This is a genomic window from Pseudomonas sp. p106 (assembly GCF_003936645.1).
Lineage (GTDB): Bacteria > Pseudomonadota > Gammaproteobacteria > Pseudomonadales > Pseudomonadaceae > Aquipseudomonas > Aquipseudomonas putida_E.
In genome coordinates, this window is the sequence record NZ_RHQR01000002.1 from 290,757 (window position 1) to 313,617 (window position 22,861).

25 protein-coding genes are annotated in these 22,861 nt (G+C 63.6%); 9 read left to right on the forward strand and 16 right to left on the reverse strand.

What is annotated here, in order from left to right; all coding sequences use genetic code 11:
- The first annotated feature begins 38 nt into the window (after positions 1–38).
- Both EGJ09_RS03875 and EGJ09_RS03880 read left to right on the forward strand, forming a co-directional pair.
- A complete protein-coding gene (locus tag EGJ09_RS03875) occupies positions 39–2,399 on the forward strand; it encodes a DNA polymerase II (protein ID WP_125923265.1) in 2,361 nt (786 codons plus the stop codon).
- Positions 2,400–2,644: 245 nt separating this feature from the next.
- Entirely contained in the window at positions 2,645–3,196 is a 552-nt protein-coding gene (locus EGJ09_RS03880; protein WP_115275285.1) for a DUF4174 domain-containing protein, read from the forward strand.
- Positions 3,197–3,269: 73 nt separating this feature from the next.
- On the opposite strand, the gene EGJ09_RS03885 is transcribed toward EGJ09_RS03880, so the two are convergent.
- The 4 genes from EGJ09_RS03885 to EGJ09_RS03900 form a co-directional block, all read right to left on the reverse strand.
- Positions 3,270–3,773, reverse strand: coding sequence for a DoxX family protein (locus EGJ09_RS03885; RefSeq protein ID WP_125923266.1), 504 nt, complete (start codon positions 3,771–3,773; stop codon positions 3,270–3,272).
- Between the two features lie 15 nt (positions 3,774–3,788).
- Positions 3,789–4,409 carry a ferric reductase-like transmembrane domain-containing protein gene (locus EGJ09_RS03890; RefSeq protein WP_125923267.1) on the reverse strand — a complete coding sequence of 207 codons (621 nt, stop codon included), beginning with the start codon at positions 4,407–4,409 and terminating at the stop codon, positions 3,789–3,791.
- Positions 4,410–4,578: 169 nt separating this feature from the next.
- Positions 4,579–5,865 (reverse strand): HAMP domain-containing sensor histidine kinase, encoded by a 1,287-nt coding sequence (locus tag EGJ09_RS03895; RefSeq protein WP_125923268.1) that lies wholly within the window; start codon positions 5,863–5,865, stop codon positions 4,579–4,581.
- Positions 5,862–6,602 carry a response regulator gene (locus tag EGJ09_RS03900; protein ID WP_039603377.1) on the reverse strand — a complete coding sequence of 247 codons (741 nt, stop codon included), beginning with the start codon at positions 6,600–6,602 and terminating at the stop codon, positions 5,862–5,864. The genes EGJ09_RS03895 and EGJ09_RS03900 overlap by 4 nt, the downstream gene beginning before the upstream one ends.
- A 217-nt stretch (positions 6,603–6,819) precedes the next feature.
- On the opposite strand from EGJ09_RS03900, the gene EGJ09_RS03905 reads away from it, so the two are divergent.
- Both EGJ09_RS03905 and EGJ09_RS03910 read left to right on the forward strand, forming a co-directional pair.
- Positions 6,820–7,095 (forward strand): DUF2790 domain-containing protein, encoded by a 276-nt coding sequence (locus EGJ09_RS03905; protein WP_046787220.1) that lies wholly within the window; start codon positions 6,820–6,822, stop codon positions 7,093–7,095.
- Positions 7,085–7,621 (forward strand): thioredoxin family protein, encoded by a 537-nt coding sequence (locus tag EGJ09_RS03910; RefSeq protein WP_125923269.1) that lies wholly within the window; start codon positions 7,085–7,087, stop codon positions 7,619–7,621. Before EGJ09_RS03905 ends, EGJ09_RS03910 begins: the two co-directional genes overlap by 11 nt.
- A 51-nt stretch (positions 7,622–7,672) precedes the next feature.
- Here EGJ09_RS03910 and EGJ09_RS03915 read toward each other — a convergent pair whose 3' ends face one another.
- The 4 genes from EGJ09_RS03915 to EGJ09_RS03930 form a co-directional block, all read right to left on the reverse strand.
- A complete protein-coding gene (locus EGJ09_RS03915) occupies positions 7,673–8,521 on the reverse strand; it encodes a shikimate dehydrogenase (protein WP_115275280.1) in 849 nt (282 codons plus the stop codon).
- A complete protein-coding gene (aroQ, locus tag EGJ09_RS03920) occupies positions 8,518–8,967 on the reverse strand; it encodes a type II 3-dehydroquinate dehydratase (RefSeq protein ID WP_115275279.1) in 450 nt (149 codons plus the stop codon). The genes EGJ09_RS03915 and aroQ overlap by 4 nt, the downstream gene beginning before the upstream one ends.
- A gap of 189 nt (positions 8,968–9,156) precedes the next feature.
- The gene (locus EGJ09_RS03925) at positions 9,157–10,494 is read right to left on the reverse strand and encodes an MFS transporter (protein ID WP_125923270.1); all 1,338 of its coding nucleotides are present in this window, start codon (positions 10,492–10,494) and stop codon (positions 9,157–9,159) included.
- Between the two features lie 195 nt (positions 10,495–10,689).
- Entirely contained in the window at positions 10,690–11,373 is a 684-nt protein-coding gene (locus EGJ09_RS03930) for a FadR/GntR family transcriptional regulator (RefSeq protein ID WP_046787355.1), read from the reverse strand.
- Between the two features lie 278 nt (positions 11,374–11,651).
- Between EGJ09_RS03930 and EGJ09_RS03935 the strand changes: the two genes are divergently transcribed.
- The 4 genes from EGJ09_RS03935 to EGJ09_RS03950 are packed head-to-tail and all read left to right on the forward strand — an operon-like array spanning position 11,652 to position 14,494.
- Positions 11,652–12,437 carry a transporter substrate-binding domain-containing protein gene (locus EGJ09_RS03935; protein ID WP_046787215.1) on the forward strand — a complete coding sequence of 262 codons (786 nt, stop codon included), beginning with the start codon at positions 11,652–11,654 and terminating at the stop codon, positions 12,435–12,437.
- A gap of 22 nt (positions 12,438–12,459) precedes the next feature.
- Positions 12,460–13,125 (forward strand): amino acid ABC transporter permease, encoded by a 666-nt coding sequence (locus tag EGJ09_RS03940; protein WP_125923271.1) that lies wholly within the window; start codon positions 12,460–12,462, stop codon positions 13,123–13,125.
- Positions 13,126–13,773 carry an amino acid ABC transporter permease gene (locus EGJ09_RS03945; protein WP_046787213.1) on the forward strand — a complete coding sequence of 216 codons (648 nt, stop codon included), beginning with the start codon at positions 13,126–13,128 and terminating at the stop codon, positions 13,771–13,773.
- A complete protein-coding gene (locus tag EGJ09_RS03950) occupies positions 13,760–14,494 on the forward strand; it encodes an amino acid ABC transporter ATP-binding protein (protein WP_125923272.1) in 735 nt (244 codons plus the stop codon). Before EGJ09_RS03945 ends, EGJ09_RS03950 begins: the two co-directional genes overlap by 14 nt.
- A 21-nt stretch (positions 14,495–14,515) precedes the next feature.
- Here EGJ09_RS03950 and EGJ09_RS03955 read toward each other — a convergent pair whose 3' ends face one another.
- From EGJ09_RS03955 to EGJ09_RS03965, 3 genes are all read right to left on the reverse strand, one after another.
- Positions 14,516–15,292: a ParA family protein gene (locus EGJ09_RS03955; RefSeq protein WP_115275276.1), complete on the reverse strand. Its 777-nt coding sequence runs from the start codon at positions 15,290–15,292 to the stop codon at positions 14,516–14,518.
- Positions 15,293–15,388: 96 nt separating this feature from the next.
- The gene (locus tag EGJ09_RS03960; protein ID WP_125923273.1) at positions 15,389–16,972 is read right to left on the reverse strand and encodes a sensor domain-containing diguanylate cyclase; all 1,584 of its coding nucleotides are present in this window, start codon (positions 16,970–16,972) and stop codon (positions 15,389–15,391) included.
- Between the two features lie 86 nt (positions 16,973–17,058).
- A complete protein-coding gene (locus EGJ09_RS03965; RefSeq protein WP_115275274.1) occupies positions 17,059–17,538 on the reverse strand; it encodes a hypothetical protein in 480 nt (159 codons plus the stop codon).
- Between the two features lie 117 nt (positions 17,539–17,655).
- Here EGJ09_RS03965 and EGJ09_RS03970 point away from each other — a divergent pair, with 117 nt between their 5' ends.
- A complete protein-coding gene (locus EGJ09_RS03970) occupies positions 17,656–18,156 on the forward strand; it encodes a GNAT family N-acetyltransferase (RefSeq protein WP_115275273.1) in 501 nt (166 codons plus the stop codon).
- An 86-nt stretch (positions 18,157–18,242) separates the two neighbouring features.
- On the opposite strand, the gene EGJ09_RS03975 is transcribed toward EGJ09_RS03970, so the two are convergent.
- The 5 genes from EGJ09_RS03975 to EGJ09_RS03995 are packed head-to-tail and all read right to left on the reverse strand — an operon-like array spanning position 18,243 to position 22,839.
- Positions 18,243–19,580, reverse strand: coding sequence for an OprD family porin (locus tag EGJ09_RS03975; protein WP_125923274.1), 1,338 nt, complete (start codon positions 19,578–19,580; stop codon positions 18,243–18,245).
- Positions 19,577–20,011: a pseudoazurin gene (locus EGJ09_RS03980; protein ID WP_125923275.1), complete on the reverse strand. Its 435-nt coding sequence runs from the start codon at positions 20,009–20,011 to the stop codon at positions 19,577–19,579. Before EGJ09_RS03980 ends, EGJ09_RS03975 begins: the two co-directional genes overlap by 4 nt.
- A 16-nt stretch (positions 20,012–20,027) precedes the next feature.
- On the reverse strand, positions 20,028–20,816 hold the full coding sequence (locus EGJ09_RS03985) for an ABC transporter ATP-binding protein (RefSeq protein ID WP_119688668.1): 789 nt from the start codon (positions 20,814–20,816) through the stop codon (positions 20,028–20,030).
- Positions 20,813–21,829: an iron ABC transporter permease gene (locus EGJ09_RS03990; protein ID WP_125923276.1), complete on the reverse strand. Its 1,017-nt coding sequence runs from the start codon at positions 21,827–21,829 to the stop codon at positions 20,813–20,815. Before EGJ09_RS03990 ends, EGJ09_RS03985 begins: the two co-directional genes overlap by 4 nt.
- Positions 21,829–22,839, reverse strand: a complete 1,011-nt coding sequence (locus EGJ09_RS03995) for an ABC transporter substrate-binding protein (RefSeq protein ID WP_125923277.1) — start codon at positions 22,837–22,839, stop codon at positions 21,829–21,831. Before EGJ09_RS03995 ends, EGJ09_RS03990 begins: the two co-directional genes overlap by 1 nt.
- Positions 22,840–22,861: the final 22 nt, after the last annotated feature.

Below are 22,861 nucleotides of genomic sequence, written 5' to 3' on the forward strand. Positions count from 1 at the left end.
GTCGCATCCGACCTATCCGTCGCACCGAGGACAACGCAGTGGAGTTGCAGCAGGGCTTTGTCCTGACCCGGCATTGGCATGACACGCCCCAAGGCACCTGCGTGGAGTTCTGGCTGGCCACCGACCAGGGGCCGCGGCTGTTGCGCCTGGCCCCGCAGGAGTCGGTGGCGTTCATCCTGCAGGCGCAGGTCGAGCATGCGCGGCTGTTGCTGGCGGGCGAGGCCGGTGTCGAAATCAGGCCCCTGCGCCTGCAGGATTTCCAACATCGTCCGGTGCTGGGCGTGTATTGCCGTCAGCACCGGCAACTCATGCAACTGGAACAGCGCTTGCGCGGTGCCGGCGTCGAGGTGTTCGAAGCTGATATCCGCCCCCCCGAACGCTACCTGATGGAGCGCTTCATCACCGCCGCCGTGCAGTTTACCGGCCAGCCTGATGCCCAGGGTGTCATCTGCGAGGCTCAGCTCAAACCCTTGGCGCACTACCGCCCGCCGCTGCGCCTGGTATCGCTGGACATCGAGACCAGCGAGCGCGGCGAGTTGTACAGCATTGCGCTGGAAGGCTGCGGCCAGCGGCAGGTGTTCATGCTAGGGCCCGCCAATGGCCAGCCCGACGCCGTGGATTTCGACCTGCGCTACTGCAACGACCGGGCGGCACTGCTCGACTGCTTGAACCAGTGGATGGCCAGGCATGATCCGGATGCGATCATCGGCTGGAACCTGGTGCAATTTGACCTGCGCCTGTTGCATGAGCACGCCAAGCTGCTTCAGGTGCCGTTGAACCTGGGGCGTAACGGTGCGCCCATGACTGTGCGCGCCCACGCCAACCGTAGCCATGTGTTCGCCGATGCGCCCGGCCGCTTGTTGATCGACGGCATCGAAGCGCTGCGCTCTGCCACTTGGAGCTTCCCTTCGTTCAGCCTGGAAAACGTCGCTCAGACCTTGCTGGGGGAAGGCAAGGCGATCGACACGCCTTACCAGCGCATGGACGAGATCAACCGCATGTTCGCCGAGGACAAGCCGTCGTTGGCGCGTTACAACCTCAAGGACTGCGAGCTGGTGACGCGTATTTTTGCGCATACCCGGCTGCTGGAGTTTCTGCTGGAGCGCTCATCGGTGACCGGGCTGGCGGTAGACCGCAGCGGTGGCTCGGTGGCAGCGTTCTGTCACCTGTATATCCCGCAGATGCATCGGCTGGGCTTCGTCGCGCCCAATCTGGGCAGTCGCCCGGATGAAGCCAGCCCGGGTGGTTTTGTCATGGACTCGCGCCCGGGGCTCTATGACTCGGTGCTGGTGCTCGACTACAAAAGCCTGTACCCCTCGATCATCCGTACTTTCCTGATCGACCCGGTAGGCCTGGTCGAAGGCCTGCGCCAGCCGGATGACACGCACTCCGTCGAAGGCTTTCGCGGCGGGCGTTTCTCGCGCAGCCGGCATTGCCTGCCCGCGATCGTCGAACGGGTCTGGCAGGGCAGGGAGGAGGCCAAGCGTGAAGGCAACGCGCCGCTATCGCAGGCACTCAAGATCATCATGAATGCGTTTTACGGGGTGCTCGGCTCAAGCGGTTGCCGCTTCTTCGACCCGCGCCTGGCGTCTTCGATCACGATGCGCGGGCACCAGATCATGCGCCAGACTCGCGCGCTGATCGAGGCACGAGGTTACGACGTTATCTACGGCGACACCGATTCCACCTTCGTCTGGCTCAAGGGTGCACAGGGTGAAGAGGCGGCGGCGCGCACCGGCCGCGCGCTGGTGGCCGAGGTCAACCTGTGGTGGCAGCAGCACCTGCGTGAAACCTTGGGCCTGGAAAGCGCGCTGGAGTTGCAGTTCGAGACCCATTATCGGCGGTTTCTGATGCCGACCATCCGCGGCGCCGACGAGGGCAGCAAGAAGCGGTACGCCGGCCTGGTTCAGCGCGCCGACGGCAGCGAGGACATGGTGTACAAAGGCCTGGAGTCGGTGCGCACCGATTGGTCGCCCTTGGCCAGGCAGTTCCAGCAGGCGTTATATGGGCGAATCTTCCGGGGCGAGCCGTACCGTGACTATGTACGCGGGTTCGTCCAACAGACCCTGGCCGGTGAGCTGGATGAGCTGCTGATCTACCGCAAACGCCTGCGCCGCCCGTTGGCCGACTACCTGCGCAATGTCCCGCCACATGTACGCGCAGCACGCCTGGCCGATGAGTACAACAGCCGCCTGGGGCGTGCCCGGCAATATCAGAATGGCGGCTGGATCAGTTACGTGATCACCACAGCCGGCCCTGAACCCATGGAAAACCTGCAGTCGCCGATCGACTACGACCACTACCTCAGCCGCCAGTTACAGCCTGTGGCCGATGCCATCCTGCCCTTTGTCGGTGATGACTTTGCGGCGTTGACCGACCGTCAGCTGTTGCTGTTCTGAGTGCCGGCTCAAGCGCCCCTTCAGGCGAGCGGGAGGGAGCGCAGGTTGCCGTTAGTGGCTTTGGGCTATGCTGAGTTTGGGTATCGGCCGTTTCCGAAAAGGCTGCCATCCTGGTATCGGTCACCATTGGAAACTGCCAGTTACTTTTCCCTGGCCCTCTGATGTTCGAAGTGGTTTAGGCTCCGGGTCGGATTTTTCTCCGTGATCTGTAGTCACTGTTTTATCGAGACAATAAGGAGATGCGTATGCTCGTCCGGTCACTGACCCTCGCCACCCTGCTCGCCGTCACTGGCCCTCTGTTCGCCGCCGACAGCGACGCTCCGCTGGCCAAGGAACTGGGCAAGGCACGACCATTGGTGATCATTGCCCCCAGTTCCGCCGACCCGACCTTGCGGGGGTTGAACGATGCCTTGAAAGACCCTGCCACCCAGGCTGCGTTCAAGGAGCGTGGCCTGGTGATCTACAGCGTCGCCAACATGATGGGCAAGCGGGAGGACAAGAACCTCGAGCAGCAGACCACCATGGCGCTGATACGTGAGCTCAAGCTCGGCGCCAGCAAGGGCACCAAGGTCATCCTGGTGGGTAAAGACGGTGAGCGGCACATGCTCAAGGATGACGAAACAGGTGAAAAGATCGACCCGCAGGCCATCATCAAAGCCGTCGATGAGCTGCCGGCCAGCGAAAAGGCCGTGACTGCACCGGAGCCTGTCGCTGCGGCAGCAGAGCCCAAGGCCAAGGACAGCAAGCCCGCCAAACCGGCCAAGCCGGCAGCGCCGCCCAAGCCACTGGAAGACTGACGTCAGCTACGCGTATCACCCCTGGTAGGACAGCAAAGGGCTCGTGGGCTGTACGCTCCGGGCCCTTTGCATTTCATGCTGTTCGGGCCTGGGCCGTGATGTGCCGTTTGATCCAGTGATCAATGCTTAGCTTCCCGGCACCTTTGAGCAGCAATGGCAGCAGTGCTACCAGGTAGATCAGGGGTAGCTTGTAGTTGCCGAACCCTAGATCGGTGATGGCGTAACCCTTCGCCAATTCTGCCAGGTCCGACCAGTGCGCAGGCCAGTGCACCGCTGCGATCGCTACGACGGTTACCACCGCCAGCCCCGCCGCCGCCAGCCGTGTGCCAAGGCCCAGTAGCAGTAGCAGCGGCAGGACCAGTTCAGCCCACATCGACAGTTGCCAGTTCAACTCCGCTGGCAGCAGGCTGAAGGGCAGTGGGAAGCTCCCCTGTATATCGCCGAACCAGTTGCTGCCGTTGAATTTCTCCAGGCCGGATTCGAAGAACTCCCAGGCCAGAAACATCCGCAATGGCAAATCAGCGCCCCAATCTGCGAGACGGTCGAGGGGAGTCAGGGTGCGAGTCAGCGTGGTCATGGTCTGTTCTCTTCTTCAGGAAAGGGCCGTGGCGTTACGACGCTTGTGCAGCGCCAGCTTGGCGGTGAGCTTGAGGGCGATGGCGGTGAACATCAGGGCAAAGGCCAGCGGATACCAGCCACCCATGGGAATGCGTTTGTAGAACGACAGGCAGAACACGCCGGCCAACACCCACATGCCGGTGCTGTGCAAGGCTTTCCAGGCACGGCCGCCGAGCAGGCGCATGCTCGGCTTGAAGGAGGTAAGGGCCAGCAACAGCAGGAACAGGTAGCCGATGCTGCCTGGCAGGCTGGAGGTAGCGGTGCGGCCGGCCCAGAACAACTCGGGAAAGTGCTGGGCGTAGCGGTAGATCAGCAGGCCGTGCACGGTGTGCGAAAAGGCAAAAGCCAGCCCCAGGAAGCGCCGCTCGCGCAAAACGCGACGGCTGCTTGGGCCGGGCAGCAAGGCCACCAGCGTCGAGGCCAGGAACGTCATCAGGAACAGGGCGAAGGAACTGCGTGCGGTAGCGCGGATAGCGCTGCGCAGGCCATCGGAACCGAGCGGGTGGCTGGCCAGGACCACGGCGGTCATGAGCAGAGTAAGGCCGGCCAGGACGGTGAACAGCTTCCAGCCGGAGGGAAGGGCGATGGCTCTCATCGAAGAGGCTCCCGGTGTGTCAAAGTGTGACCGGGAGTGTGGCGGCACGGCGTATCTGCAGTGTGTCGGTGCAGGCTGTATTGTGTATCGGAATGTAGTGACAGGTGGTGTAGGCCAATTTCACCCGTGCAGGCGCGGCGCTCAGCACCGCGTCAAGGACGGCAGCGTTTCACTTCAGCTCGATTTGTGCGCACAGGCCTCCGCCCTGGCGATTGCTGAGGACCAATTGCCCGCCCATGGCCTGCATCAGTTGGTGGGCGATTGCCAGGCCCAGGCCGGTGCCCCCGGTACTGCGGTTGCGCGAGCTTTCCACCCGATAGAAGGGTTTGAGCACTTCGCCGAGCTCTTGCTGGGGGATGCCAGGGCCTTCGTCCAGCACGCGGATCACGATACCTCCCTGCTCACGGCTGACCTCCAGTTGCGCCTTGCCGGCGAACTTCAGGGCATTGTCCAGCAGGTTGACCAACACCCTGCGCAGCGCATGCGGGCGCGTTTCCAGCAAACTGCCGGTACTGCCGTGGCGCTCGACCTGCGCGCCGCTGTCCTGGTAATCGAACACCACGCTGTCGAGGAACGCGTCGAGGTTGATGCGGCAGGGCGGCTCGGTGTTGATATCCATGCTGCGGGCATAGGCTACGCCTTCGCGGACCAAGTGCTCCATGGCATCCAGGTCATGCCACAACTTGTCCTTCTCGACCCCCTCGTCCATTACCTCGACCCGGAGTTTCATACGCGTGATCGGGGTTTGCAGGTCATGGGAAATCGCTGCCAGCAACTGCATGCGCTCCTTGAGGTAGGCAGCGATGCGCGCCTGCAAGGCATTGAAGGCGACAGCGGCGAATTTCACTTCGCGCGGGCCGCTTTCGTCCAGCAACATGCCGGGCTTGTCCGGGTCGAGGTCGTCAAGCGCCTTGACCAGGCGTGTCAGCGGGCCGATGGCCAGGCGCACGGCCAGCCAGGTACAGAACAGCAGCACGGCAAGCTGAATGAGCAGCACCAGCGGCAGCCAAGTGGCGATCGGCACGGGGGCCGGGGTGACATCGATGGTCAGCGGGGCGCCGTCGGCCAGACGCAGGTGGGCCTGGAAGTGTGCGTTAGGGCCAGGTATCTCCTGGAAGGTCAGGCGATACTGGCTACCGATGGCCTTGACGATCGAGTCGGCGGCCATGGGCGGGTCGTCGCTGGGCATCGCCGCACCCGTTACGCCAGCGTCCAGCCGATAGCGATAGGTGCGCCGCTCCAGGCGGGGCAGCCAGGCCGGGCGTTCAGCGGCGGGCAGGCGGTCGAGGATGGCCACCGAAGTGGCGACGTCCTGTTCCAGATTGCTGAGCATCATCGAGCGGCTGCTGATATAGCGCTCATAGGCCTGCAGGCTGAACGACAGCCCGTAGGCCAGCACCAGCCCGGTGATGAAGATCAGTGCCAGGCGCGAGGCGAGGGTGCGCGGCCACTTCATGATGGCGACTCGAGCAGTTGCACTGGCAGCGAGAACACATAACCTTCGCTGCGCACCGTCTTGATGCAGCTGGGCTCGCGCGCGTCGTCGCCCAAGCGCTGGCGCAGGCGGCTGACCAGCAGGTCAATGGAACGATCGAAGATATCGGCCTCGCGGCCCTGCGTCAGGTTGAGCAACTGTTCGCGGCTGAGCACCCGTTGTGGGTGGTCGAGGAACACGCGCAACAGGCGGTATTCGGCGCCACTGAGGGCCACCAGCGTGCCTTCGCTGTCGAGCAGGTGGCGCGCGGTGGTATCCAGACGCCACTGGCCGAAACGGATCAGGCGGCCGCTTTCGCTGATGGTCAGGTTGGGCGGCAGCATGCGTGTGCGGCGCAGCACGGCATTGATGCGAGCCAGCAGTTCACGGGCTGAGAATGGCTTGGTCAGGTAGTCATCGGCGCCCATCTCCAGGCCGATGATGCGGTCGGTCTCGTCGTTGCGCGCGGTCAGCATCAGCACAGGCGTATTGCGGTGCTTGCCGGCGCGCAGTTCGCGGCACAGCAGCAGGCCGTCATCGCCCGGCATCATGATGTCGAGGACGATCAGGTCGACGCTGTTGGCTTCGAGGAAGGCGCGCATCTGCCGGCCGTCGGCGACGATGCTGGTGCGCAGGCCGTTCTTCTTCAGGTAATTGCCGACCAGTTCGCGGATTTCGCGGTCGTCGTCGACGATCAGGATGTGATCGACATGTTCCATCGGTGGGGTCCTGTGCAAGGGGAATGGGCGCAGTGTACCGAGCAGGTATGAGCTTGCCTGCAGAGGTTTGTATTGCAGTGTATCTGGTGGCGCATCAGATACAGCAGGAGGCAGGGCGCAGGGTCAGGCGACACATGCCCGATACCTGGCGAGCGTGAAATGGCTCTCACCGGGGAACACAACTCCCCACCCTCAGAAGATCCACAGGAGAGATGCCATGAACATGAAAACCCTCGCCAGCGCCAGCCTGTTCGCCGTGCTCAGCCTCGGCACCCTGGCTGCCCAGGCATCCGCGCAGCCGATGGAGGATGCCAGCGTCATGCAATACCGCTACGGCGACCGGCTGGATATACAGAAAGTGCTGTCGGTGAAGGATGATCAAAGCGATGCCTGTGGCCTGGTCAACACCCGTATGGATTACATCAACTCCCAAGGCCAGCGCCAGAGTGTGCAGTACCGCACCTATGCCACGAGCGGTTGCCATGACAACTGAGCGCCGCTCGTTGTTGAAAGTGGGCGGCGTCGCCTTGGCGCTCTTGGGCCTGGGCCTTGCCGGCCACCTGGCAGCCCGCGACAGTTACGGCGCGATGCCATCGCTGTCCGGGGCCAGTGAGTGGATCAACTCGCCAGCGCTGGATACCAAGGGGCTAAAGGGCAAGGTAGTGCTGGTGGACTTCTGGACGTGGGACTGCATCAACTGCCGGCGCAGCCTGCCGCACGTCAACGACTGGGCCCGGCGGTACGCCGATCAGGGGCTGGTGGTGGTGGGCGTGCACACGCCGGAGTACGACTACGAGCATGATGTCAGCCAGTTGAAACGCAAGGTGGCCAGCCTGGGGATCGCTTACCCGGTGGCGGCGGACAACGATTATCGGGTGTGGAATGCCTGGGGTAATCAGTTCTGGCCTGCGCATTACTTTGTCGATCGCCAGGGCCAAGTGCGGCATGTGCACTTTGGTGAAGGTGACTACGACGGGCAGGAGAAGGTGATAAAGGCGTTGCTGGATGAAAAAGGCTGAGGTGTTTACCGTTCCTTTCGCGAGTAAACCCGCGAAAGGAACGGCACGGGCTCAACCGAAGCTGGCGAAATGTGCCTGCATGCGCTCGGCATTGGCCTGGCGGCCACTGAACAGTTCGAACGCTTTCACCGCCTGGAACACAGCCATGTTGCTGCCATCCAGGGTCCGGCAGCCCAGTGCCCGTGCGGCGCGCAGCAGCTCGGTTTCCAGCGGGAAATAGATGATCTCCGCCACCCACAGCCGGGCATGCAGCAGCTCGACCGGCAGCGGTGTGCCCGGCAGTTTGGCCATGCCGACCGGCGTGGTGTTGACCAGCCCGTCCGCTTCGGCAATCTCAGCCGCGAGGTCCGTGCCCACAATGGCTCTGCCTGCGCCGAAATGGCCGTTGAGGTTGTCGACCAGCGCCTGGGCACGCGCTGCATCGACTTCGAACAGCACCAGCCGCTCGACCCCTTCGCCCAGTAATGCATGGGCCACTGCCGAGCCAGCACCGCCGGCACCCATCTGCACCACCTGCCGGCGCGCGACGTCGGGCAGGCCGCGGCGCAAGCCCTCGGCGAAGCCCAGGCAGTCGGTGTTATGGCCTACACGCTTGCCGTCCTTGAGGACCACGGTGTTGACCGCACCGATACCCCTGGCCTCATCGGACAGCTCGTCGAGCAGCGGCAGGATCGCCTGCTTGAACGGGTAGGTGATATTGAGCCCGGTGAAGCCTGTGTGCTGGGCCGCTTCGAGCAATTGCGCCAAGGCGCTGTCTTCCAGTTGCAACTGGTCGGCGTCTATCAGGCGGTAGAGGTAGCGCAAGTCCTGCGCATCGCCTTCATGTTCATGCAGGGCAGGGGTGCGCGACAGTTGAATACCACGGCCGATCAGGCCGGCAAGGATGGCCGGCTGAGTCATGCTGCCTGCTCCTGGAGCATTTCGGCGAAGTGCGCCAGAGCCATGCGGTAGCCGTGGCTGCCCAGGCCGCAGATCACACCCACCGCGATCGACGAGACGAACGACAGGTGGCGGAACGGCTCGCGCTTGTGCACGTTGGAGAGGTGCACTTCGATCACTGGCACCTCGCTGGCGACCAGCGCGTCGCGGATGGCCACCGAGGTGTGGGTCCAGGCACCGGGGTTGATCACGATACCGGCGCAGCGACCACGGGCAGCGTGGATCCAGTCGATCAGGTCGCCTTCGTGATTGGTCTGGCGGAATTCGATTTCCAGGCCGTGGGCCTGCGCGGTGTCTGCGCAGCTCTGAGCCAGATCAGCAAGGGTTTCACGGCCGTACTGGGCAGGCTCGCGGGTACCCAGCATGTTCAAGTTGGGGCCGTTGAGCACGAGGATAAGGGGCTTCATGGCGGGCATCACTTTGTTGTTGTTGAATGCCCGTATGTTTGTACCACCTGGTTAGTTTCGTCAATTGGGTTGGCTGTCGCATAGTGGAAAGTGGGCGATTATCGGACGCAGACCCCAGCGTTCTTAGCGCGGGTGTGCCCTTTGAAGGCGCCTCTTGTTACGAAAGGGCTGCAAAGGCAGCCCCACCTCTCAAATGGTGCGGGCGGCCCCACGACCCACTTCATCCCCGGCTGTTTCTTCATGCAACGATATTCGCGAGGTTTCTGGCAGCGCCAGCCCACCCACCAGCGCCACCAGTGCGATGACCACCAGGTAGAACGCTGGCGCCAGGCTGCTGCCGGTCTGTCCGATCAGCCAGGTCGCCACCAGCGGTGCGGTGCCGCCAAACAGCGTATAGGCCACGTTGTAGGTAATCGCCGATGCGGTGTAGCGCGTACGGGTCGGGAAACTCTCCGAGAGCAACGCGGCGGTCACCACACCACTGCAAAGTGCGCCTACCGCCAACAGGATGACCCCCACCAGCGCAGCCGTCACCGACCCGGAACTGGCCAGCCAATAAGCCGGGAATACACAGACCATTACCCACAGGCAGGTGAAACCAATGGTCTTGCGCCGCCCGACCCGGTCCGAGAACGCGCCGGCCAGCGGACAACCGATGGCGGCGAACACCAGCGCTACCGTTGTCACCAACAGCGACTGGGCGCGTGTCAGGTTGCCGACCATTTGCAGGTAGGTGGCGAAGTAGGTAGTGAACATGTAGAACGACAACGCTGTAAGCGAGATGAAGGCACCCAGATTGCGGATGGCCCGGCCGTGGTTACGCAACGTGTCCTTGAGCGGCGAATGCTCATGGGTCTTGCCTTGAGCGATGGCCTCGCGAAATGCCGGGGTTTCCTCCATGCGCCAGCGCAGGTAAAGGCCCACCAGGCCCAGCGGCGCCGCCACCAGAAACGGTATGCGCCAGCCCCAGGCCGCCATCGCTTCGGCCGACAGGCTTGCCTCAAGGCCGTAGGCGATCACCGCCGCGCAGGCGAAGGCAGAGAAGGTCGACACGGGCACGAAGCTGCCATAGAAGGCCCGCTTGTTTTGCGGTGCGTGCTCCATCAGGTACGCACAGGCACCTGCATACTCACCGCCTGCGGAGAACCCCTGCAGGCAGCGCGCAAGGGTCAGTAGCGCGGGGGCGGCAAGGCCGATGCTGGCGTAGGTCGGCAGCAGGCCGATCAGTGTGGTGGAGCCGGCCATCAGCAGGATGGTCAGTGACAGGATGCGTTTGCGTCCCAGCCGGTCACCCAGCGCCCCGAACACGATCCCGCCCAGTGGCCGCAAGGCGAAGGCCACGGCGAAAACGGCAAAGGTCTTCAGCAAGGCCACGCTGGCATCGCCGCTGGCGAAGAACTGGCTGGCGATGATCGTTGCGAGAAAGCCGTAGACGGCAAAGTCGAACCATTCGACGAAGTTGCCGATGGCCGAGGCGGCGATGACCCGGCGCAGAGTGGCGGGGGATACCTCGTGAGATGCGGACATAGAGAAACGCTCCGGTTTCAAAGGCAGCCTGGCGGATTAGCGAAGCGGTCTGGCCGCTTCGTCGTTGTTGTTGTTGCAGGCAGTAAACCGGCGCGGGCGCGAGGGCGCTTCTTCGAGGGCGACGCCCAGATATCTGTTTTGACCGCGTGAGCCCCTTCGTGGCCAAGCTGTGGTCAGCCCGGCAATGGGTGGGCGTTACACCGAAAACACCACCCCGGTACGCGAAGCCGCGTTGCGAATATGCTCCTGCATCGCCTTCTGCGCCGCCGCCTGTGAACGGCGAGCCAGGGCGCGCAGGATCTTGCGGTGCTCCTGCCAGGTTTCCATCGCCCGTTCCGGGCGGATAAAGGGCAGCTTCTGGCTTTCCAGGAATATCTCCTGGCTGGCGGTGATCACCTGCAGCATGGCGTGGTTGCCGCAGGCTTGCAGCAACTGCTGGTGAAAGGCGAAATCCAGCCGTGCGGCGGCTTCGAAGCGGCCCGCGCGCAACTCCTGATGCATCGCCTCTACATTGACTTCCAGGCGATCGATGTCGTCCGCAGTCAGTGCCAGTGCCGCCTGCCCGGCAGCGAAACCTTCCAAGGCGTAACGCAGCTGGAAGGTGTCGCTTGCAGAGACCTGTTCGGCATACGGCCAGGCAAATGCCGAAGGCGCTGGCGCCTGCACGAACACACCCTTGCCCGGCTGCACGCTCACCAACCCCAGAGCGCTGAGGGAGGACAGTGCTTCTCGCAGAGAGGCCCTGCTGACCCCCAACTGCTCGGCAAGGTCGCGCTGCGAGGGCAGGGCATCGCCGGGCTGATAGCCGCCGTCTTCGATCAATTTGCGGATGCCTTGCAGGGCCTGTTCGGGGACGGCGCGGGGTAGGGTGTCGAGCATGCTGTTCAGACCGGTCGGAGGGCGATGACCTTGGCTTTTTACGGCCATTGTCAGGCGCTTGCAAGCATTGCTCCGCGCTGATGCAGGCAAATGCGGCCTTGCACAAAAGCGGGGCGTGACGGCGTCGGGGTAAGCGGGCAGGCAGGCAACTGTTCAGACCAGTAAGACCGTTCAGCTCAGGGCTTGCGCACGTCAAGCCGGTGCCAGCACGGACGTTGGCATGGCCCGTGCACTGGCCAGCCAGCACTCTTTTCCCTGGTTACCTGCGAGGCCACACCATGAAGACATTCCGCACCTTGTTCCTGGCCAGCCTGTTCTGCAGCAGCGCCCTTGTGCTGCCAACCGCCCAGGCGGATGCCCTGGCCGACATCAGCGCCCGTGGCGTGCTCAAGGTGGCAGTGCCCCAGGACTTCCCGCCTTTCGGCTCGGTCGGGCCAGACCTCAAACCCCGTGGCCTGGACATCGACACTGCACAACTGCTGGCAGACAAGCTGGGTGTGAAGCTGGCCCTGACCCCGGTAAACAGCACCAACCGCATACCGTTCCTCACCACAGGCAAGGTCGACCTGGTGATTTCCAGCCTCGGCAAGAACCCGGAGCGTGCGGCAGTGATCGATTTCTCCCGGCCCTATGCGCCGTTCTACCTGGCCGTATTCGGCCCGGCCGAGGTGGACATCGCGGGCATCGACGCCGTCGCTGGCAAGACCATCAGCGTCACCCGCGGCTCGATCGAGGACATGGAACTGAGCGCCGTAGCGCCAAAGGGGGCGGTGATCAAGCGCTTTGAAGACAACAACTCGACCATCGCCGCCTACCTCTCTGGCCAGGTCGAACTGATCGCCAGCGGTAGCGTGGTAATGGCCGCCATTGCCCAGAAGAACCCGGCCAAGGTGCCGGTGGTCAAGGTCAAGCTCAAGGACTCGCCCGTTTATGTGGGCCTGGCCAAGAACGAGCCGGCGCTGCTGGACAAAGTGAACGCCACGCTCGAAGCCGCCAAGGCCGACGGCAGCCTCAACCGCAATGCCGAAAAATGGCTGAAGCAGCCGCTGCCGGCCGACCTCTGAGCTGTACCCGGAGTTTGCCACCATGGCCTATGAATTCGACTTCGCCCCCGTGCTGGCCCAGGCCCCCCTGTTGCTCAAGGGCGCCTGGTTCACCCTGCAGCTGACGGTGGTCGGCACCTTGCTGGGCGTGGCCATCGGCGTGCTCGGCGCGGGGGTTCGCGCCTGGCGTGTGCGCCCCTTCGACATGCTGTTTGGCCCGTACGTGGAACTGATCCGCAACACGCCCTTCATCGTCCAGCTGTTCTTCATCTTCTTCGGCCTGCCGGCGCTGGGCATTCGCCTGAGCGAGTGGCAGGCGGCGGTGCTGGCCATGGTGATCAACCTGGGTGCCTACTCCACCGAGATCATCAGGGCGGGCATCCAGGCCATTCCCAAAGGCCAGCTGGAAGCGGCCGCGGCCTTGGCCATGAGCCGCTTCGAGGCGTTTCGCCATGTGGTATTGCAGCCTGCCCTGGCCAAGGTATGGCCGGCACTGACGAGCCAGATCGTGATCGTCATGCTCGGCTCGGCGGTGTGTTCGCAAATCGCCACCGAGGAGCTGTCGTTCGCCGCCAACTTCATCCAGTCGCGCAATTTCCGTGCATTTGAAACCTACCTGCTGACCACCGTGCTGTACCTGATCATGGCCATCGCCTTGCGCCAGTTGCTGGCATGGGTTGGGCAACGTCTGCTGATGGGGAGACGCTGAATGGACTTCACCTTCTGGGACATCCTGCGCAACCTGCTGATCGGCCTGCAGTGGACCTTGCTGTTGTCGCTGGTGGCCTTCTTCTTCGGTGGCCTGGCAGGGCTGCTGGTGCTGGTCGCACGCATTTCTCAATGGCCGTGGCTGCGTGGCCTGGCGCGGGGCTACATCGAGCTGTTTCAGGGCACGCCATTGCTGATGCAACTGTTCATGGTGTTTTTCGGCATTGCCTTGTTCGGCCTGGATGTGTCTGCCTGGATGGCGGCTGCCATCGCCCTGACCCTGTTCACCAGTGCGTTTCTCGCAGAGATCTGGCGCGGCTGCGTTGAGTCCATTCCAAACGGCCAGTGGGAAGCGTCCGGCAGCCTGGCGCTGAGCCGCATGGAGCAGCTGCGCCACGTGATCCTGCCACAGGCGTTGCGCATTGCCGTGGCACCGACCGTGGGCTTTTCGGTGCAGGTGGTCAAAGGCACGGCGGTCACCTCGATCATCGGTTTCACCGAGTTGACCAAGACCGGCGGCATGCTGGCCAACGCCACCTTCGAGCCGTTCATGGTCTACGGCCTGGTTGCGCTGGGCTATTTCATCCTCTGTTACCCGCTCTCGCTGAGCGCCCGTTATCTGGAAAGGAGGCTGCATGCCCCTGCTTAGAGTGTCCGCGCTGCACAAATACTACGGCGACAACCATGTACTCAAAGGCGTTGACCTGAGCATCGAAGAGGGCGAGGTGGTAGCGATCATCGGCCGCAGCGGTTCGGGCAAAAGTACCTTGTTGCGCACGCTCAACGGCCTTGAGTCGATCAGCGATGGCGTGATCGAAGTGGACGGTGAATACCTCGATGCCGGCCGCGCCGACTTGCGCGCGCTGCGCCAGAAAGTGGGCATGGTGTTCCAGCAGTTCAACCTGTTCCCACACCTGAGCGTGGGCGAGAACGTGATGCTCGCGCCGCAGGTGGTGAAGAAGGCCAGCAAGGCCCAGGCGCGCCAGCTGGCTGAGCAGATGCTGGCGCGGGTGGGCCTGGCGGAAAAGTTCGATGCCTACCCCGACCGGCTTTCCGGAGGCCAGCAACAGCGGGTGGCGATCGCGAGGGCGCTGGCCATGTCGCCCAAGGTGCTGCTGTGCGACGAGATCACCTCGGCGCTCGACCCCGAACTGGTCAACGAGGTGTTGGGCGTGGTGCGCCAGCTGGCCAGCGAAGGCATGACCCTGATCATGGTCACCCATGAGATGCGCTTTGCCCGCGAAGTGGGCGATAAACTGGTGTTCATGCACCATGGCAAGGTGCATGAAATGGGTAACCCGCGTGAAGTGTTCGCTGCACCGAAAACGGCCGAGCTGGCCAATTTCATAGGCTCAGTGGTATCGGCCTGAGCCTGCATCATTGAGTGCAGCTCAGGCGGCCCGCTCCAGCACATCGAGCAGGTCGACGAACTCCATCGCCAGTTTGTGCCGCGGCGCCAAGTGTACCAGCGGTACCGACGCCAGGTGCGACTCTCGCATCTTGATCGAGCTGCTCAAGTACACCGGCAGCACGGGCATGCCCTCGCTGCGCAGTTGGTCAACCAAGGTCTTGTGCAACGCGGTGCGGCCGGCGAACTGGTTGACCACGACGCCTTCCACTTGCAGCGCCGGGTTGTGGTCCAGGCGCAGCTCCTCGACTTCGGCCATGACACTGTGCAGCGCCTGGCGCGAGAAGCTATCGCAGTCGAACGGGATCAACAGGCGCTCAGCTGCTACCAAAGCGCTGAAGGTATAGAAGTTGAGCGCAGGCGGGGTGTCGATGTAGATCCGTTCGTAGTCCTCGCCCAGCTCCAGCAACAGCTTGCGCAGCTTGTTGATCTTGAACTTGCTCTCAAGCTTGCTCTGCAAGTCGCTGAGGTCGGGGCTGGCGGTCACCATGTGCAGGTTGCGGTAGCGGGTTTCGGTGATGGCCACCCGGTGCTTCTTGCCAGCAGCGGTGACGGGCGACAGCGTCTGGCGAAAAAAGTCGGCGATGCCGGCGGGGATGGCGTCGTTGGTGAGGCCAGTGAGGTAGTAGGTGGCGTTGGCCTGTGGGTCGAGGTCGACCAGCAACGTGCGATAACCCTCCGCGGCACTGGCGGCGGCAAGGTTGCAGGCGATGCTTGACTTGCCCACGCCACCTTTCTGATTGAAAACCACACGACGCATTAGACGCTCATCCATGAAGAAGGGAAATGTCAGGTTGGGGTCAATCCTATGACCAATACACGACAGTTTTATGACAATACTTGTTACATCTTTCCTTCAGTGCCCGCCAGCTTCGCTGCACACCTGATTTCGCCCTCCGCGCTTGGCCCGGTACAACGCGCTATCCGCCTGGCTGAGCGCTGCACCCGGCTCGCGATCCTGCTCGGCGTGCCAATGCGCCACCCCCAGTGAGATGGTCACAGCGCCTACCGGTTCTATCGCGGTGTCCTGCACCATCACGCGCAGTCGCTGCGCCACCGTTGTCGCGACTACCAGGCCGGCCCCCGGCAGCAGCATCAGGAACTCCTCCCCACCGGTCCGGCACAGTAGGTCACCTTCACGGCAACAGCCGCGCATGATTGCGGCCAGGCGCTGTAGTACCTGGTCCCCGACATCATGCCCATGCCCATCGTTGATCCGTTTGAAGTGGTCGATATCCAGCACGATGACCGAAAACGCGCGGCCTTCGGCCTCCAGCAGCGACAGCTTGAACTCCAGGCTGCGGCGGTTGCCCAGGCCGGTCAGCGGATCGGTCTGGGCATCGCGGTTGAGCCGGCCGATGCGCTCTTGCAAGAGGTTCAGGCCGAACAGCATGGCCCGCTTTAGTTCCGCAGCCTCGAAGTACCAGGCATGTACCCTGTGCAGCCGTTCGGCGTTGCCGGTGCGGTCCATGGTGCGGGCGCCGGCGGCCAGTTGCCAAAGTGGCCTGGCGATGGTCAACGCCAGCCACCACAGCAGCAGGCTGCCCACCAGTGCCAGGGGGGCCGAGATGCCCATGACAGTGAGAATCAGATGACTCAACGGCGCCACCGTTTGCGCCAGCGGTTGTTGCGCCACCACGCCCCAACCGGTACTGGGCACTGTGGCGAAGCCCGCCAGCATGGCTACCCCTTGGCTATTGATGACCTGCCGCGTGCCGTGCTGCAGTTCGGTCAGCTGGTCGATCAGGGTATTGCCTTCGACCACGCTGCCTACCCGTTCGGCATTGGGGTGATAGAGCAGGCGGCGGTTGCGATCGACCACATAGAGGTAGGAGCCGTCCTTGTAGAAATGCTCGCCCAGCAGGCTGTTGAGTATGTTGCGTTCGCGCAGGTACAGGCTGCCGCCGACATAGCCCAGGTAGCGGCCGTTGGCATCGAAGATCGGCTGCGACAGCGCCACCACCAGGTTGTTGGCCGCCGACAGGTAGGGCGTCGACACCAGGGGCCGGCGCTCGCGCAATGCCTCTTCAGTACCGGGCGTCTGTACCTTGCGGCCAAGGTAATGGCGCAGCGCAGCGGGTGAAATCGCCCTCACGATACCTTCGGCATCGACCACGAAGGTGGAGTTGAAGGCCATGCTCTGGCGCAGCAACCGTGTGGTTTCTGCTTCCAGCGCAGCGCCGTCGGCCAGTTGCCGCCCCTGCACACTGGCGCTGAATGACAGCTGTTGCAAGGCAGTGGCGATGAAGGTTTCGGTGATTGCCGCCAGCTTCGCCGCATATACCCGGTTGGCCTCCAGGGCGTTATCGATCAGCAACTGGCGCTGCACCCGGTAGCTGGCGAAGTAGCTGGCACAGAGCATCACCAGGGCTGTGAGTGTGCAAAGGCTGAGGATCAGCGTGCGCAAGTCCAGGCGCAGTCCATGCTTGGCGTGTGGCAATCCAGACCTCACTGACGCAAAAGAAATAACCTTACTCGTTATGGGCTTGCACCGCTACGGGAGGGATGTGGGGCTGTCGCAATCGTTCAGGAACCGGCGTTTTCCAATGCGTCCAGCTCGTCCTGCACCCGTTGCAGGCGCTGCGCTGCGAGTGCCTGGGCCTTTTCATCGCGTGCTGTCTCGCGCATCAGCCGGGTAAGTTTCGCGCTCAGTTGCTGGCCGTCCTCGGTCTGCTCCAAGGCCTTGGCCTTTGCCGGGTCCCGAGTCACCTCGACGATAGTGGCGAACTCGGCGTCGCTGAAGTTCTTTTCGCTGTAGAGCTTGAACAGGTCCTGGCGCTGATCCTCGACCGTGAGGTGCTTGCGCAGCACGCTGCGGATTGTTTCTTCGTCGAGTTGCGGGTGGCTGCGGGTCAGCAGCAACGCCATGCGGTCGATGTTGTGCTCATAGGCCTCCTGCAAGGGCAGGCTGGCCACGATCTGCTCTTCTCGAGTCGGTTTCTGGTCGCAGGCGGTGAGGGCAGCGGCGAACAGCAGGGGCAGCAACAACTTGCAGAGGCGGGGCATGGGCTGGCCTTGGGCGCGTTTCAGGCCGGGGATTATAGCGAGGTCGGGCCGACCATGCATTGCGCCGTCCGATGCTGTAGGGTAGAAACACGTTCCCCAGGCCATCGCTTCAACCCCATGCCCGACTGGACCTTGCAATCACCCGGCCGTGACGCCATCGATGAAGTCGTTGCCTTCGTCGACAGTGCCCGACGCGAGCTGTTCCCCATGCTCGCCCATTCGCCTTTGCCCAAAGACCTGGCCCATTTCGAGGCGACTTACCTGGATGGCGACGGGCACTTTCTGGAAGCCCGTGATCGTGGCACGTTGATCGCAGTCATTGGCTACCTGCCCTATGACCATCGCTTCCACCAGCTCGACTACCACGGCAAACGCGTCGTCGAAATCGTGCGCCTGTTCGTGCTCCCCGAATACCGGCGCAACGGCCTGGCCGCGGCATTGTTCCAGGCCTTGCGTGAGCACGCCGTCGAGGCAGGCGTTGAGTGTCTGTACCTGCACACCCATCCGTTTCTGGCAGGGGCGATCCGGTTCTGGGAGCGGCAGGGCTTCACGGTGATCAACGTAGAGGATGACCCGGTGTGGCGGACTACGCACATGGAGCAGTACCAGGTCATTTAGGAACTTTCCTGCTTTGCAGTGACGAGGGTGGATACCCGCAACGCCAAGGGCCTCATCAAACCGGCGCACAAGGAGGATGAAACCACTCAGAGCCCGCCCGACAACGGCCACTCCACGGCCAGGCGGATCTGGTTGCCGTCCAGTTCCGCCTGCGCCGTATCCCCGCGGTGCACATTGTGCCTCAGTGAAAACGCCGTGCCCTTGGCCTTGCCACTCTGTACCACATACCGCGCCTCAAGGTCCCTCTCCCAGTGTTTGCCACCCTTGCCATAGCCCAGGTACGCATACCCGCCGTTGGGGTCCACGTGCGTGCCATCGATATCGAACCCGCGCACATACAGCGCCGTCAGGTTCAACCCCGGCACCCCATAAGCGCCCATGTTCAGGTCATAGCGCGCTTGCCAGGACTTTTCGTTGGGTGCGTTGAAGTCAGACATCTGCACGGCGTTGGCAATATAGATTGCACCGCGGGTCACGTAGTCGAACGGCGTGTTGCCATCCACCTGCTGCCAGCCCAGGCTGAAAGCATGGGGGCCTTGGCTATAGCGCGAGACCAGGCTCCAGGTGGTGTTGTCGATGCGCCCGGACAGCGCTTTGCCGGTGTCGGTGGTGCGGTACAGGTTGAGGTCCAGGCTCAGGCTGCGCCGGTCATCCAGTGCATGGGTGAGGGTGCTGCCCAGGTAGTGCTGGTTCCAGGTGTCTTCATAGCGGGAGGTGTACAGGCTGGCGCTCAAGGCAGCGCTGGGGTTCCACACCGCACCGGCGAGGTCGAAGCTGTTGCCCTGGCGGGCGTTGGAGTAGTTCACCACGAAGCCCTGGTCATGGCTTGAAGCATTGCGGTCGGTGCTTTCGTTGAAGTGCCCGGCAACCAGCTTGACCTTGTCGATTTCATTGCTGGTGAGGAAAAAACCGGTGGCGGTTTCGGGTATCAAACGGCTGTCGGAAGAGCTGAATACCGGCGTTTTCACTCGCTGCTCACCATAGGAAAGCACTGTGTCGGACAGGCGAAGCTTCAGAGCGGCACCGCCGCGGCTGTATTCGTTTTTAGGGTGGCCATCGTTGTCCACACCGAGTAGGCGAGCCTTGCCGGTTCGACCTCCACCGCTCTCGAGTTGTACGCCAAGGTAGGCATGGGCATCGACGCCAACACCGATCAGGCCCTGGGTAAAACCGGACTGGAATGTACCCATCAAACCGTAGGCCCATTCCTCGGCCAGGCCATTGCGTTCACTGCGCGGTTTGTAGGCATTGCGGGCGGCACTGTTGCGCCCGCCATGCTTGTAGTCACGCTGGTCGTAGACCGTGCGGTTGAGGATGCTCCAGCTGCTGTCTTCGACCAAGCCGTTACTCTGCGACTGTGCGGATTCCGCCAGCGCCAAGGGCGCCAGGCCCAGCAGCGGCAGGGCCAGAAGCAAACGGTTCATTGGCCGGCCTCCAACTGCTGCAGTTGGGCTGCCAGGCGCGCACGTGCCCGCGCAGGCAAAGCCGCTGGCAACTCGGCCAAGCCGGTATCACCCACCTGGATCAGCATCACCATGCCCATGGCCAGGTGTGGGATGCACTGGATGCCGTACACCCCAGGCACCGTAAAGGTCTGCTCGAAGGGCTGGTTCAGCTTGCTCTTGAAAGCCTCGGCGCCTACCGGCAGCAACCTGGGCAGGCTGGCCGCGTTGTGGCCGCTCTGGGTCGGCACGAAACGTACCGTATCACCCGGTGCGATACGCAGGTGGTCGGGCTCGTAGACCATGGCACCGGCCGCGCCGCGGGTGAGCATCTTCACTTCGTGCACGTCGGCCAGCGCAGCGTGAGGTAGCAGAGCGTTGGCGAGCAGCAGGACGGTAGTGCGCAACAGCATGCGGGAGCTTCCTGGTTCAGGGGGCGCGAAAGCGCAGGATGCGCGCGCCGTCGAAGGGGTCGGTGAGGTAGTGGGCATGTACGCCGAAGGTGCTCAGCAAACGCTCGGGGGTCAGTACCTCCAGCGGCTTGCCGAGGGCCACCAGACGGCCGTGTTCGAGCACCGCCACGCGGTCGCAGGTCAGCGCCTGGTTCAGGTCGTGCAGGGCCACCAGGGTGGTTACCGGCAGCGCCTGTACCTGTTGCAACAGGCTCAGCTGGTGCTGGATGTCGAGGTGGTTGGTCGGCTCATCGAGCAGCAATACCTGCGGGCGCTGGGCAAGAGCGCGGGCAATGTGTACGCGCTGGCGTTCGCCACCGGACAGCGAGCTCCAGATGCGCGTGCGCAGGTGCGAGGCATCGAGGTCGGCCAGGGCCTGCTCGACGACCGCGCGATCCTCCTGGGAAAACGGCGCCAGGGCGGACAACCAAGGGGTACGCCCTAGCGCCACGGCGTCGAACACGCTGATGGCGTCGAGGGTGTCGGCCTGTTGCTCGACCAGCGCCAGGGCCTGGGCGATGCGCCTGCGCGGCAGGCGCGCAAGCGGCTCGCCGAGCAATTGCACGCTGCCGCTATGCGGCGTGCGCAGCCCGGCCAGCAGTTTGAGCAGGGAGGATTTGCCGGAGCCATTCGGGCCAACGATACCAAGGGTTTCACCTGCGGCGATCGTCAGGTTGATATCGCGCAGCACGGGGGTGCCCGACAGTTGCAAACCCAAGCCCTGGCAGGCGAGCGGGGCGACCTTTGGGGGTGTCATGGCCGTCATGCGCGCCCCCTGCGGCTGACCAGGATCAACGCAAACACAGGTGCGCCGATCAGCGCTGTGACCACGCCCACTGGAATCACCTGGCCGGGGATCAGCGTGCGCGAAAGCATGTCCGCAGCGATCAGGAACAGCGCACCGCCCAGGGCGCTGGCCGGCAGCAGGCGGCTGTGGCCTGGGCCGAGCAACAGGCGCAGGGCATGCGGGATGACCAGCCCGACAAAACCGATGGCGCCGACGATGGACACCATCACCGCCGTCACCAGCGCCGCGCAACTGATCAGCAGCAACTGGCTGCGCCGCACTGCAATGCCCAGCGACGCCGCCGAATCGGTACCGAAGGTGAAAGCGTCCAGTGTGCGCCGGTGCCACAGGCACACCACCAGCCCGAACAGCGCCACCGGCAGCGCCAGCCATACTGACGGCCAGCGCACGCCACTGAGGTTGCCCAGCAGCCAGAACAGGATGCCGCGAGCCTGTTCGGCCGTGGCCGATTTGGTGATCAGAAACGCCGTCAGGGCGTTGAACAGTTGCGAGCCGGCAATCCCAGCGAGGATCACTTGGGCGTTGTTGCTGCTCGGGCCGGCTGCGCGGGCCAGCACCAGGACCAGGGCGAAGGCCGCGACAGCGCCGATGAAGGCGCCGCCCGACATGCTCAGGGCAACGCTGCCCAGGCCCAGCAGGCCCACCAGCACGGCGCCGGTCGAAGCCCCGGCCGACAGGCCCAGCAAATAGGGTTCGGCCAGCGGGTTGCGCAGCAGCGCCTGCAGGATCACCCCACAGGTCGCCAGCCCTGCGCCACAGGCTGCGGCGACCAGCGTGCGGGTCAGGCGGTAGTTCCAGACGATACCGGCGTCGATCGGGTCGACCGGGTAACCGGCCTGCCACAGGTGGTTGGCCAGTACCTGGTACACCACGCTGGGTGACACGGTGGTCTCGCCAATGGCGGTGCCGGCAAGCAGCGCGCCGAGCAGGGCAACCAGGGCCAGGGCACAGCAGGGCAGCATACGGTTCATCACGGCGCCGCTTTACCGCTGGCGAAGGCTGCCGACAGGGTCTGCAGGCCCCGGAACAGGCGGATACCGGCCTGCATGGCATCGGCGTCGAGGATGATGATGCGGTTGTTTTTCACGGCATCCATGTGCTGGGTTACCGGGTCGCTGCGCAGGAATTCGAGCTTCTTCTGGTAGTCGTCGGCCGGAAAGCGGCGGCGATCCATGCGGGCGATGATCAGCCACGTAGGGTTGGCCTTGGCGATGGTTTCCCAGCCCACCGTGGGCCACTCTTCGGTGGACTCGACCACGTTGCGTACACCCAGGGTGCGCAGCATGAAGTCCGCCACGCCCTGGCGGCCCGCAACGTAGGGGTCGATGTCGAGGTCGGCGCTGGAGAACCAGAACAGTGCCGAAGTCTGGCTCAGGTCTTTGCCGGCCAGTTGTTGCCTGGCGCTATCCAGGCGCGCCTTGAGGTCGCTGTTCAGTGCCACGCCGCGGTCCTGGACGTCGAAGATTTCCGCCAGCTGGCTGACGCTCTTGTAGATGCTCTGGACCTGAAACGCCTGTAGTCGCGTGCCATCGGCCCCCACCAGGTTGTCCTTGCCTTCGCAGTCCGAGGGCAGCAGATAGGTGGGGATCTTCAGTTCGTTGAACTGCTCACGGGTCGCGACCACGCCCTGGGCGCCGACCATCCACTCGAACTGCACCGCCACCAACTCTGGTCGCTTGCCCACCACTGCTTCGAAGCTCGGGTCGTTGTCGGCCAGGCGCGGCACCTTGTCGTTCTGTGCCTTGTACTCGGGCAAGACGTTGTTGAACCACAGCGATGTGCCGGCCAGTTTGTCGCCCAACCCCAGCGCGTAGAGGATTTCGGTGCCGGCCTGGCCGATGGTGACTGCTCGCGCGGGGGCGTGGGTGAAGGTTTGCGGCATGCCGCAGTTGTCCACGGTCAGCGGGTAGTGCGTGGCGGCGGCCTGGGCAGCGCCGGTTAGGCTCAAGCCGGCGAGCAGGGTGGCGAAACGGGACAGCATGCGGGGCGATCTCCTATCGGAC